Genomic DNA, 13,255 nt, shown 5'->3' with positions numbered 1-13,255 from the left:
AACCGGTGGACACGTGTCGCCGGGCGCCCCGACGGATCGGTCATATGCCCGGGCCGCGGAACGGTCCTATGCTTGGCTGCGATGTTGTGGGCGCCGGGAGAGGGAGGCGCGGATGGGTCGGATTCCGACGACGGTCGGGTTGGTACCGGGGGCAGGACTGGTCGCCCGGTTCGGGAATGTGGTCATCTTCTTGCACGGTGAAAGTCCGTCCACGGAACGGATAATCGGCGCGGCGGAGACCGCGGCGAGCGCCGCGGATCCCGGTGTGGCGATCGCGCAGCGGCTGGCGGCGACCGTGTTCACCAGCAGTTCCGCACAGCCGCCGCCCTTCGGGGTGGTCGCGCCGACGGCGGGCGGGATCCTGATCCTGCTGCGCGGGGCGGTGACGGCAGCGGTCGACGGGCCCGAGGGCGCCCGCCTGCTGTCCGGGGAACGCGCCCTGACCTGGGCCGACGAAATCGTGCGCGATCCGATCCGGCGGCTCACCGTGGTCGCCGACGACGCGGGCAGCGAACTGCCGCACACCGATCTGCGGGCCGGAGTCGTGGCGGGCGGCGGTTTCGTCCTGCACGCCCCGGTCTCGGGACTGACGGCCCCGCGCGCCAGTGAGACCCCGCCGAAAGCCGCGCCGGAGTCCCCTCCGGTCGCCGACCTCACCCGCCGGGCCCCGACCCCGACGCCCTCCCATCCGCGTTTCTCAGGACCCGTTCCAGCCCCGAGCACGGAATCTGCTGCCGGACAGCAGGTTTCCCCGAATCCGCCGGAGCCCGCCGCCGAACCCGTGAATCCCCGCAATGCCGCCACGACTCCTGCTCCGGGCTCACGGCTCGCGGGTGACTCTGGTCCGGACCAACCTGCGCCGGCGCTCGGCAAGCGGGTGCGGATCGAGGCGCAGGCCGACTCCGGACCCGATTCCGGCCGTCCGGCCGGGCGAAAGGATCGCCCCGCCCCGGAGGATCAACCGCCGACCGCTGCGTACAGCCCGGGCGCCGAAGACATCGCCGAGCCCGGAACCCGCGCCACCGCCGGGCCGCAGCCGCCCGCGACCTCCGCCATGGCCGCGGCAGGTGGGGCGCTCACCAGCACCGAGGGCGCGGTGTATCCGCTGGATCGGCCGTATGTGATCGGGCGGGATCCGATGATCGACGAGGCGGTGCGGCGGGCGGTGGCCTCGCCCATCGTGATCGCGCGGGATCGGCACGTGTCGCGGGTGCACGCGCGGGTGTTCGTCGAGAACGGCCTGGTGTACGTGCGGGACGCGGGGACGCCCGGCGGGACCTTCGTGGCGGCTCCCGGTGCGGCGGACTGGGTTCGGGTGGGGCAGCGGCCGACGGAGTTGAAGGCGGGGTGGAGTCTGCGTATCGGTGAGCGGGTTCTGACCTATCGCACGGCGTAGGCCGCCCAGTAGGTCGCAGTGCCGACCAGGTGGCCACCGCGCAGCCGACATCCCGCGCTACTGCAATGCGGACCAGTCCCCTCGCTGCAGGGCATTCCGAGCCGCCCCGGGTATCGCCTTCCGGGCGCGGACGGCCTGCTGCGCGGCGGCCACATCGGTGGGGTGATGGCCGAGCACGATCGCCCCGACCGCACGGTCGCCGGAAATGACCAGCCGCCGATAGGACGGCCGGGGTGATTCGTCCACCACGATCACCTCGTCGCGCTGTCCCGGCTCGACCTGCCCGATGCTGAACAGCTCCAGGCCGACTCCCTTGAGGATGGTGGCGGGCGTCTCCGCGGTCAGCACCTGATCGCCGCCGAGCGCGTTCACCGCCGCGGCCTGCGCCTGTTCGGCGGCGATGGGCCACAGGCCGAGTACGCGGTCGCGATGTTCGGCCACGTCTCCGGCCGCGTACACGTGCGGCACGGCGGTGCGCATGCGGTCGTCCACGAGAATGCCGCGCCGGACCGGGATTCCGGCGCGGGCGGCCAGGTCGGTATTGGGGCGGATGCCGGTGGCGGTGAGGAATACCTCGCACGGCAGCACCGTCCCGTCCTTCAGGACCACGGACCGGACCGGATCGGAGTCGCGGCCGGGCCCGCGCTGCCCGCCGGGTGCGACCGCCCCGGAATCCTCGGTCAGCGCGGCGGTCTCGGCCCGGTGCCGGACCTCGATCCCGGCCCGGGTGATGTGGTCCAGCACGATGGCCGACGCCCGTGGATCGAGCTGCTTGCCGAGCAGCCGCGGCCCGCGTTCCAGCACGGTGACGCGTAATCCCAACTGGTGCAGGGCATATGCGGCCTCGAGACCGAGCAGACCACCGCCGGCGACCACGGCGCGGACGCAGGACCGCTGCTGGGCGTAGGCGCGAATGGTCATGGCGTCCCCCGCCTCGCGGAGCACGAAGCTGCCGGGCCGGTGCAGTCCGGCGATCTCGGGCAGCGCGGCGGACGCACCCGTCGCGAGGATGAGCCGGTCGTAGGGCAGGACGTCGCCGGTGCCGAGGTGGACCCGCTGCGACCGTGGATCCAGTTGTGTGGCAAGGGTATTGAGCCACGGCGTGATGCGGTGGTCCTCGTACCACTGTTCGGGCAGCAGGTGCAGGCCCTGCATGGCGGACCGGCCGGGGATGAGGCGCGAGATGCCCATGCGGTTGTAGAAGTCGTGGGATTCCCTGCCGACCAGGTGGATTTCGCAGTCGGGGTGGCCGCGGCGCAGGAAGTCGGCGGCGGTGACGCCCGCGATGCCCGTGCCGATGACGACCAGGCTCATCAGGGAGCGATCGAAGTGGGCGGGGCGGTCGCCGGTGCCGTGCCCCGGTTCGGGGGTGAGCGAGACCCGGACGCCGCCGCCGTGCACGCGGGCGCCGCAGGCCATGCGGGTGTTATCGGCGAATCCCAACCGCCGCAGAGTATTTCGCTCGTCAGCGGTCGGATCGCACAGCTGCTCGCCACCCTCGAGGATCGCGACCGGGTCGGCGCCGCAGACGCCCATGCGGCAGCCCGACTCCAGGAGCAGGTTCGCCTGCTCGGCGAGATCGAGCAGGCTCACGCCGAGTTCGGCGGCCACGGTCCGGCCGTCGAAGTCCACCGAAGCCGCTGGGGCGGTGGCATTGTCGTCGTCGATGCGCGGCCGCGGGAAGGGCAGCAGGACGGGTTCGGTGCGGGCGCCGGTGCTGAGCGCGTACTGGAGTTCGCTGACCCGGGTGCGGGCCAGGAACAGCAGGGTCGCGGCCAGGACGAAAAAGCTGATCGGCCAGCGCAACCAGGCCACGCCGCCGACCCCGGTGATGGTGGTGAACGAGCCGAGCAGCACCGGTCCCGCGAACCAGTAGAAGCCGTTGAGGGCCACCACCGCGTACACCGCCGACAGCATGGCCGGGCCCACCCCGGTCAGCGCCTCGACGGCGAAGTAGACGCCCACCGCGACCAGCAGAACCAGGCCCAGCGTCAGATACCGTTGCGGCACCGGCACTCCCGGATATCCGGCCAGCACCATGAACCCGAGCACGAATCCGGGCAGCGCGGCGGCGAACAGCTTGCGCGGCGCGCTCCAGCCGGGGTCCGGATCGGCCATATCGGCCTGGTAGGCGGCGCGCGGCTTGAAGTCGAAGCAGTTCTTGGCGCAGCCCACACACGGGCGGCAGTGATTGTTGGCGATGGTGACGAACGGCGTCTGCCCGTAGGCGCGCTGCAGCGGGAACAGCGGGCAGATGCTGCTGCACCAGCCGCTCTTGCCCTTGAACACGACACCTCCGGTGAACGCCGCCAGCAGGACCGCGGACAGCACGAGACCCGTGGCGACGCCGCTGCGGTCCAGGCCCGCTAGGCGCGATCCGGCGATGCCGAAGAACAGCGCGACGGCGATCAGATAGCCGCGCTGCTGCAGCCAGGCCGGCGGCGTGAGCGCGCGGGTGAAGCGGAACAGCCGCGGCAGCTGATTGGTGGCGGCCAGCGGACAGGTGTTGCGCCACAGGCCCGGTGCGATGAGGAACAGTCCGGGCAGCAGCGGGACGACGATCCCGAAGAAGACGAACAGGCCACCCGCGGGCCGCACGAACAGCGTGACGATGAGCGCCAGGTAGGCGGTGATGCTCAGGAAGCGCGCCGCCTGCCAGACCGGCAGCGGTATCCGGCTCGGCAGTTCGGTGAAGGCGGGGAACAGGTTTCGCTCACCGGTCGGGTCGAGGCCGAGGATCCGGTTGGCGAGGGCCACCCAGCGCGCGGGCGTCGGCTCGCCGCCGGGCGGGCGGGGTATCGCGCCGGACGGCCCGAGCACGGTCTCGGCGGGGCCGTGCTCGTCCGGTTCGCCGGTCGGGGTGTGCAGCACCAGGATCTCGCTGCGGCCCAGGCGCACCACGTCACCGGTGACGAGTTCCCGCCGGCCGGTCAGGGCCACGCCATTGACGGTGGTGCCGTTGCGGCTGCCCAGGTCGACCACGGACAGGGCCGTCGGGGTGGGCACCAGCCGCAGGTGCTGCCGCGAGACCCCGCCGTCGGCCAGCACCTCGTGACTACCGTCGCGCCCGAAGACGATGGGCCCGTCCAGCAGCCGCCGCCGCGCGGGCCGTCCCCATTCCCGGATCTCGATGACCGGCCGCCCCGCCATGTTCCCGCCCCTTCCCCGGCGCAGTCGTCGATCTCGCTGCGCTCGTGCGTATATCGCCGGAAGCCCGGTTCACCATTACCGCCGCGCTGCCTCGAGGTCAGGCGCGCTCCCGGAGCAGTTGCACCCGCAGATAGCGGTACCGCTTGCCGACCCGGCGGCAGCCGACGGCCAGGGCCAGTCCGGCCGCGACACCGCCTGCGGCGCACACGATCACGCCGGGCAGGGTGGGTTCGCGGCCGAGCAGCACCCACGCCGCCCCGGCCGCCGCGATCCCGAGCAGTCCCGTGCTGATGGCCAGCCCGGCGGTCGCCGCGAAGCGGGCACTGCCACGCCGCAGCGTGCGGGCGTTCGATTCGGCGTATGCGGCGGCGAACAGCAGGAGCAGCAGGATTCCGACGGCCGTCGCGGTGGTCGTGGCCCGCTGCCGTGTCCGCACCCCGAACCGATAGGTGGCCGTCTCGGAACCCGCACGGGACAGCGACAATTCACCGGTCAGCCGACCCGCGAGCACGTACTGGTTCACCGGCGCGGACAACTCCCCCGACCCACCCGGCAAAGCCGCACCCTGTCCCCCGGCCCGCACACCCAGCACATCCACCGACAGCTTCGCCTCATCAGCGTCCGCCCCGCTGACAGTGATCGGCACCGGCTTGGACAGATCGAGATCCACGGTCCCCGAGGCGGGATCCATCCCGTCGATCCGAATCATCCCCGCAGGAGGCACATTCCGCTCCGCCGCACCCACGCCGAGCACCCCAACCGCCCCCGTCACCACCACCAACAACGCCGCCACCAGCAACGGCACCCGAGGCGACGGCAGCGTGACCACCTGCTGCACCGGCACCAGCTCCGCCCGATCCACCTCCGCCAGCCGCGCCCCACCACGCTGAATCGGCTCGCGCGGCCGTATCCGCTCCATCGGCGCGGAAGCCCCGGGCCCGAAACCTCCGCCCGGTCGCGGACCGCTTTCATGCCCGAATCCTGCTGGACCACTGCCGAACCCGTGTCCGGCCGGTATTCCGGCTCCACCCTTTCGCTGGGGCGCAGCGGGCCCGCCGTGCGAGGCGGCTGCTGACACGCCTCGGTCGGCTCGCCGTGTCGGTTCCGAGCGGGGGTCGGCGGGTGGCGGCGCAGCGCTACCCTGCCCCGCGCTCGGGCTCGAGGGCGATCCGTGCGGCGTGGCGGGCCCGCCGGAGGTGCGGCGCAGCTCTTCCCGGGACATCGAGTCGGCGATGGGTGCGTTCGGCGGGTGGTGCGGGCGAATCGGTTGTGGCGGAGGTGTTATCGGCCCGGAGCCGCGGTCGCGGGTCACCGCGCCGGGCGGTGGGGGCATCGCACCGGGCGGCGGGGTGTAGGGATCGTGGGAGCCGGGTCTCGGGGGTGGGGTCTGTGGAGTGAAAGGGCCGGGGGTGCGCGGGCTGCGGGTGGCGGCGGCCACGATGGTGTCCGCGCCGATGACCGGGATGCCCACGGGGGTGAGCCAATTCGCGCCCCAGAAGTGGGCGGCGGGCTCGGCGATGGCGACGCCGAAGGTTTCGGCGGTGTCGTAGCGGTCGGCGGGGTCGGAGGCCAGGCCGCGCATGACCGCCTCGGCGATGGGCTGGGGGACGAACGGAGCCACCTCGGTCAGCGGGATCGGGTCGCCGTAGGCGTGGGCGAACAGCAGGGACAGGGCGTCGGGGCCGGGCGGGAAGGGCAGTACGCCGGAGAGCAACTGGTAGAGCATGGTGGCCAGGGCATAGACGTCGGTAGCGGGTGAAAGCCCTTGGCCGCGCACCTGTTCCGGCGCGATGTAGGAGGGCGTGCCGATGATCTCGCCCGCCCGCGTCACCAGCGTGTCCGCGCCGCCGACGATCTTGGCGATCCCGAAGTCGGTGAGTTTGAGCGCGCCATTGGCCGCGAACATGAGGTTGGACGGCTTCACATCCCGGTGCAGGATGCCGCTGCGATGCGCGGCGTCGAGCCCGGCCGCGCACGACAGCGCCACCGCCACCGCCGCGGTCGCCTCGAATCCCGCTGTGATGAAACGGTTCTCGACGGTGCCGCCGGGCAGGTACTCCAGTACCAGCAGGCACAGGTCGTCGTGCTCGATGTAGTCGTATACCGGCACCACGTGCGGGTGGTCGAGCGCCGCCATCATCCGTGCCTCGTCGACGAACCGCCGCCGCACCTGCATATCGTCGGCGAACTGCGGCGGGATCTGCTTGATCGCGACCCGCCGGTGCAAGCCGCGATGCACGCCGGCCAGCACCACCCCGCAGCCGCCGCGCCCGATCTGCCCGCCGACCTCGTACCCCGGCAGCGCCGCCCGCACCCGGGCCAGCTCGGCGGTGCCGGCATTCCCCACGCTCATCGGCCCGCTCCCTCCGGCTGGAAGCCCGGTCCGCCGGGCCCGCTGCGCAGTGTCGGCTCGTCCCCCGGATCCGCCGCCTGGACTGCCGGTCCCGGGTCGTCCTTTCCACCGGCGGGATCCCGCCCGATCGTCGTCTCCCCGAGCCCGGCCCCGGACCGCGGCCGCTGCACCCCGCCGGGATATCCGACCGTCGAATCATCCACGCCCGCCGCCGAGTACCGGAATGCTTCGCCGCCCGGTCTGCTGACCGTCGGCAGCCCGCCCGACCCTGTGGCATGTGGACCGGTTCCGGCCTGCATCTCGGGCAGACTTCCCGAGCCTGGAGAATCCGTTGCCGCAGTCGCGCTTTCATCGGTGTCGGGCTGCATGGCCGATGCCAGCGGCCCACCGCCCGGATATAGGCCGCCACCGATTCCCGGATGCGCGATCCGGGTCGTCTCACCGCTCGGGTCACCGCCGGAAATCGGGCCGGAAGCGGGTCCACCCGGGAAGACCCGCATCGCGCCCGGGGCCCCGGCGGGACCGACCTGCGTCGCGGCCTCTCCCGAACCTGGTCCGCCGGGCGGGTGGTACGGCACGAACTCCGTTGCACCGGAGTCTGATTGAGACCGAACATCCAGGTCCGGGTAGGTACCGCCCGGGATTCCCACCGCACCGAGGTCGCGGAAGGTGCCACCATAAGGCGGATTGGGCCCTGCCGCGCCGGCATTGGCATCGAGTTCCTTCGCGGCAGCGAGATCCTCGGGGTCGAGGCCGAGATCGTCGGACTGCCGCGGGGTCGGCGAGAGGTATCCGGCCACGAAGAAGAGGGCGGCAGTGGCGCCCGCCAGGGCGAGCCACAGGGCGGTGCCCGGCACCCACCAGCGCGCCACCGAACCGGTGAACCCGATCATCAGGCCGAGGCCGAGGCCGGGCGCGAGCAGGCGCAGGCCGCGCTGCCAGCGATTGGCCGAGAGGCGGTGGCGCGCAACGGTCAGGGCCGCGTCGACAATGGCCAGGGCGGTCAGGACCGCGATGATGATGCCGAACAGCCCGTACACCGACGCCAGCGAACCGCGCACATCGACGACGGTGTGCACCGCGGTCAGCGGCTTGCCGTCCGCACCGATGAGCGTGAGGTCGGAGCCGATGAGCCCGGTCGCCTGCCCGTCCAGCCCGGCCGGATCCAAACGGTAGGTGAGCTTCTCGGTCTTGCCCGCCGCGACCGTCAATTCGACTGTCGTGGAATACGAATAGAAGTTCAGGCCGAGCACGTGCCCGGCGAGATCGACGCGACGGACCGACACCGGATTCGCGGTCCCATTGGTCACCTCGACGACGACCTGCGCGACCCGTTTCGGATCCAGACGCACCGGATTCCCGGCATTGGCGCCGGCAATGGCCCGGCCGTCGAGGGTCGCGGTCGCGCTCACCCCGGTGGCGGCGCGAGCGGGTCCGGCCACGAAGACGACCGCCACCACCACGAGGGCGACCATGAGGAGGGCGCCGAGCACGGTCCCGCCGATCGCCCGGCGGCCGCGGGCGCGAGCGACCGGCCGCGATTCGCCCTCGGCGCCAACAGGTTCGGCGGGTCGCCCGGCGGCCGACCAGCCGTCGTCCCATCCGGTATCGCGTTCCCACCGGACGCATCGGTCACTCGCACACCGGAATTCCGGCAAGCTGGGCGGCTGCACCTGGTACGGCGCGGTTGTGCGACTGGTCATCGGAGCCTCCGTGCCGGGAGATGGGAGATCAGGCGGTGGCCGTAGAACCACCCGCCTACGAGTAGGAAGAACAGCAGCACCGTCATCGTCGCCGCGCCGCCGCCGACCTGGCTGACCAGCACGATGTCCAAGGGCGCGGCCAGCTTTCGCCCGCACTCGGCGGTCACCTCGTGCTGGCCGATATCGGTGCCGCCGGTGGCGAGGGTGGCCGCGAAGCCGCCATCGGCCCCGGCCGTGGTGTCGGCGGCGGTGGTCCCGCCGATCGACAGCTTCACGGTGGCACCGGGATCACAGCCGGTGCCGCTGGCCTGCACCGGCGCCCCGGGCGCCACGGCGGGCGGCTCGAGGGAAAGCCCGGAGGTCTGCGCGGGAACGGGAGTGGTCGATGCGGGCGGCTTGGCTTCCGCACTCGGCGGCACCGCCTCGGTGGTGGTCGGCGGCGGTACGGCGATCGTCGGCACCGGCGTCGTCGGCACCGGATTGGGTTGCGGCTGCGGCTGATTCCCGCCCGGCGTGGTGCCAGGAGGTATGACAGCAGTGACGCAAGTTCCGCTCGCGGGCTTGACCGAACCGTCCGGACAATACTGCGGCTGCGCCGACGGACACACCCCACTCGACGGCTCGACCGAACCATCGGCGCAATACTGCGGCTGCGCGGAGGGACACACCCCGCTGGAGGGTTTCACCGAGCCGTCGGGGCAGTACTGCGGCTGTGCGGACGGACAGACTCCGCTCGCGGGTTTCACCGAACCATCCGGACAGTACTGCGGCTGCGCCGACGGACAGACTCCGCTCGCGGGTTTCACCGAACCATCCGGGCAATACTGCGGCTGCGTCGGCGGACACATCCCGCTGGGGGGTTTCACCGAACCGTCCGGGCAGTACTGCGGCTGGGTGCAGGGGGTCCAGCCGCAGCCGGTGTCGCCGCCGCTGTCGCACGAGGCGCCGCACTGGCCGCCGGGATTCGTCTTGCCGTGGCTGGGCGGGCCGTCGTGGGTGCCGGTGCAATCGGTGTAGGTGCAGTCGTTGCCCGGCTGCTGGGTGCTGACCGGCGGCGGATTCACCGTGCTGGGAGGAACTTTCACCGGTGCGCGCTCCTGCGGCGCCGGGACGGAGACGGTGGTGAGCGGAACGGGTTGGGTGGCACCCGGATTCGCCCAGCCGATGCCGGCCGGCAGTGCGAGCGCGATGGCCGCCACGAACAGCAGAACAAGCTGTAGGGTCCGGGGTGAAAGTCTCACCGCGCGGGCCAGTTTCGCATGCCGGTCCCCACCGGCACGCCGAGCAGAATGCGCACATGTCTTCATTCGGCGTGACCTCGCTTGTTCGATGGTAAGGCCATCCACGTGCCCGCTGCCTTGTCTATCGCGGTAGTGATCACCCGCGTTCACACCCGAGACCGACCAGTCCGCTGGCCCGCGCGTTTCGCGCCCTACGATGCGGGTATCGACTGGGACGCCCCATCGCGCCGGAGAGGACAATCGGGACCATGTATCGTGCCGCGCCGAAGAGCGATATCGACGAGTCCGCGCTGACCGTCACCGCACCGAAGACCGAGGCCGCGGGCGTCAAGGCGGTCACCGTCGCACTGGAGCGCGCCGTCGAGGAGATGGGTGTGGTGCGCACCGCGCGCACGCTGGCCCGAGTGAATCAGCGGCACGGGTTCGACTGTCCGGGCTGCGCCTGGCCGGAACCGACCGGTCGGCGTCGCCCCGCGGAGTTCTGCGAGAACGGTGCCAAGGCCGTCGCCGAGGAGGCGACCCTGCGCACCGTCACCCCGGCGTTCTTCGCCCAGCACTCCCTCGAGGACCTGGCCGGCAAGTCCGGCTACTGGCTCGGCCAGCAGGGCCGCCTCACCCACCCGATGGTGCTGCGCGAGGGCGAGGACCACTACTCCCCGATCGGCTGGGACGAGGCCTACCGCCTCATCGCCCACACCCTGCGCGGCCTGGACTCCCCCGACCAGGCCGTCTTCTACACCTCCGGCCGCACCGCCAACGAGACCGCGTTCCTCTACCAGTTGCTGGTCCGCAGCTTCGGCACCAACAACCTGCCCGACTGCTCCAACATGTGCCACGAATCCTCGGGCACCGCGCTCACCGGCTCGATCGGCATCGGCAAGGGCTCGGTCACCATCGACGACTTCGCCAAGGCCGACCTGATCATCGTGGCCGGGCAGAACCCCGGCACCAACCATCCGCGCATGCTGTCCGCGCTCGGCGAGGCCAAGGCACACGGGGCCACCGTGATCGCGGTCAACCCGCTACCGGAGACCGGGCTCATCGGCTTCAAGGACCCGCAGACCGTCAAGGGCTTCACCGGCGGCATCACCATCGCCGACGATCTCCTGCAGATCCGCCTCGGCGGCGACATGGCCCTGTTCCAGGGCCTGGCCAAGCTGCTGTTCGAGGCCGAGGACCGCGCACCCGGCACGGTTGTGGACCGTGTCTTCGTCGATACGCACACCGCGAGCTTCGCCGAATACGAACAACAGATGCGCGCGGTCGATCTCGGCATCGTCGAGCAGGCCACCGGCCTGCGCCGCGCAGACCTGGACCGCACCGCGAAACTACTGGCCGAGTCGAAGGCCACCATCATCTGCTGGGCCATGGGCCTCACCCAGCAGGTGCACGGCGTCGCCACCATCGAGGAGGCCACCAACCTGCTGTTGCTGCGCGGCATGATCGGCAAGCCCGGCGCGGGCGTGTGCCCGGTGCGCGGCCACTCCAATGTCCAGGGCGACCGCACCATGGGCATCTGGGAGAAGATGCCCGACGCCTTCCTCGACGCCCTGGACCGTGAATTCGCCATCACCAGCCCGCGCGAACACGGCTGGGACACCGTCAATGCCATCCGGGCCATGCGCGACGGCCGCGGCACGGTGTTCTTCGGCATGGGCGGCAACTTCGTCTCCGCCACCCCCGACACCGAGGTCACCGAGGCCGCACTGCGCAATTGCGCACTGACCGTGCAGGTGTCGACCAAACTCAACCGCAGCCACGTGGTGCACGGGCGCACCGCCCTGATCCTGCCCACCCTGGGCCGCACCGACGCCGACCTGCAGGACGGTGTGCGCCAGCAGGTTTCGGTCGAGGACTCGATGTCCATGGTGCACCTGTCCACCGGCCGGCTGGACCCGGTGAGCGACCAGCTGCGCAGCGAGGTCGCCATCGTGTGCGAGCTGGCCCAGGCCGTGTTCGGTCCGGACCACTCCGTACCGTGGGGCGAGTTCCGGCGCGACTACGACAAGATCCGCGACGCCATCGCCCGGGTGGTACCCGGCTGCACCGACTACAACCGGAAAGTACGCGGCCGCAACGGCTTCCAACTCCCGCACCCGCCACGCGACGCCCGCGAATTCCGGACCGCCACCGGCAAGGCCAATTTCGCGGTCAACGACCTGCACTGGCTGCCGGTCCCCGAGGGCCGGCTCATCCTGCAGACCCTGCGCAGCCACGACCAGTACAACACCACCATCTACGGCCTCGACGACCGCTACCGCGGCATCCACAACGGGCGACGCGTGGTGCTGGTCCATCCCGAAGACATCACCGCCCTCGGTTTCGCCGAGGACGATCTGGTGGACGTCATCTCCGAATTCGACGACGGCACCGAGCGCAGCGTGACCGGCTTCCGCCTCGTCGCCTACCCGACCCCGCGCGGCAATGCCGCCGCCTACTACCCCGAGACCAACCCCCTGATCCCGCTGGACCACGTCGCCCGGCGCTCCAATACGCCCGTTTCCAAGGCGGTCACCATCCGCCTGGAACGCCACACCCACACGGTCGCATGAGCAGGGTCACCGCGCGCCGCCGCACCCTGCGCATCTCGCCCAGCGGCACCGTCACCCGGCCCGACACCCTGGCTGTGGAGGAACCGCTCGAAATCCGTACGGGCGGGCAGTCGCTGACGATCACCATGCGCACCCCCGGCGCGGATATCGACCTCGTGCACGGCTTCCTCTACGCCGAGGGCGTCATCGACTCGGCCGAGGACATCGTCAGCGCCCGCTACTGCGCCGGCACCGACGAGAACGGGCAGAACACCTACAACGTGCTGGACATCCAGCTCCGGGCCCCGGTCCCGGTGCAGCCCAGGCCCTTTCTGACCAACAGTTCCTGCGGATTGTGCGGCAAGACCGCCCTCGACGAGGTGCGCACCCGGATCCGGCACGCCATGCCTGCGGATTCGCCCCGCGTCGACGTGCACACTCTCGCCAAGCTGCCCGACGAGCTGCGTTCCCGCCAGCAGGTTTTCGACGCCACCGGCGGGCTGCACGCCGCGGGCCTGTTCACCCCCGAGGGCGAGGCGCTGGCCGTGCGCGAGGACATCGGCCGGCACAATGCCGTCGACAAGCTGGTCGGCTGGGCGATTCGCGAGAATCGGCTTCCCGCACACGATCTCGTCCTCATGGTCAGCGGCCGCGCCTCCTTCGAGCTGGTGCAGAAGGCCATCATGGCGGGCATTCCGATCATGGGCGCGGTGTCCGCCCCCAGCTCGCTGGCCGTGGATCTCGCCGCCGACGCCGGCCTCACCCTGGTCGGCTTCCTGCGCGGCGAAACCATGAATGTGTACACCGGTGAGGACCGTCTGGCGATGTGATCGTCGCCCGTTCCACAGGGTGGGGCAGCGGGGTTCCTTTGCACGTTCCGG

At 71.3% G+C, this 13,255-nt stretch carries 7 protein-coding genes; 3 read left to right on the top strand and 4 right to left on the bottom strand.

The features are described from left to right. Window positions 1-112 precede the first annotated feature (112 nt). Window positions 113-1,396, top strand: a complete 1,284-nt coding sequence (locus ACWEKS_RS03260; RefSeq protein WP_452338562.1) for an FHA domain-containing protein — start codon at window positions 113-115, stop codon at window positions 1,394-1,396. Between the two features lie 57 nt (window positions 1,397-1,453). Here the strand turns inward: ACWEKS_RS03260 and ACWEKS_RS03255 are convergent, their stop codons facing one another. From ACWEKS_RS03255 to ACWEKS_RS03240, 4 genes are all read right to left on the bottom strand, one after another. Further along, window positions 1,454-4,546 carry an FAD-dependent oxidoreductase gene (locus tag ACWEKS_RS03255; protein ID WP_452338561.1) on the bottom strand — a complete coding sequence of 1,031 codons (3,093 nt, stop codon included), beginning with the start codon at window positions 4,544-4,546 and terminating at the stop codon, window positions 1,454-1,456. Window positions 4,547-4,643: 97 nt separating this feature from the next. Continuing rightward, entirely contained in the window at window positions 4,644-6,899 is a 2,256-nt protein-coding gene (locus ACWEKS_RS03250; RefSeq protein WP_452338560.1) for a protein kinase domain-containing protein, read from the bottom strand. Next, entirely contained in the window at window positions 6,896-8,602 is a 1,707-nt protein-coding gene (locus ACWEKS_RS03245; protein ID WP_452338559.1) for a hypothetical protein, read from the bottom strand. The genes ACWEKS_RS03250 and ACWEKS_RS03245 overlap by 4 nt, the downstream gene beginning before the upstream one ends. Continuing rightward, a complete protein-coding gene (locus tag ACWEKS_RS03240) occupies window positions 8,599-9,801 on the bottom strand; it encodes a hypothetical protein (protein ID WP_452338558.1) in 1,203 nt (400 codons plus the stop codon). The genes ACWEKS_RS03245 and ACWEKS_RS03240 overlap by 4 nt, the downstream gene beginning before the upstream one ends. 290 nt (window positions 9,802-10,091) lie before the next feature. Between ACWEKS_RS03240 and ACWEKS_RS03235 the strand changes: the two genes are divergently transcribed. Next, window positions 10,092-12,395, top strand: a complete 2,304-nt coding sequence (locus ACWEKS_RS03235; RefSeq protein WP_452338557.1) for an FdhF/YdeP family oxidoreductase — start codon at window positions 10,092-10,094, stop codon at window positions 12,393-12,395. Then, entirely contained in the window at window positions 12,392-13,204 is an 813-nt protein-coding gene (gene fdhD, locus ACWEKS_RS03230) for a formate dehydrogenase accessory sulfurtransferase FdhD (RefSeq protein WP_452338556.1), read from the top strand. Before ACWEKS_RS03235 ends, fdhD begins: the two co-directional genes overlap by 4 nt. The last annotated feature ends 51 nt before the right edge of the window (window positions 13,205-13,255 follow it).

This window comes from Nocardia sp. NPDC004711 (assembly GCF_053601595.1).
Note: the sequence above shows the minus strand (reverse complement) of the source record. Positions and strands in the feature narration are given on the sequence as shown.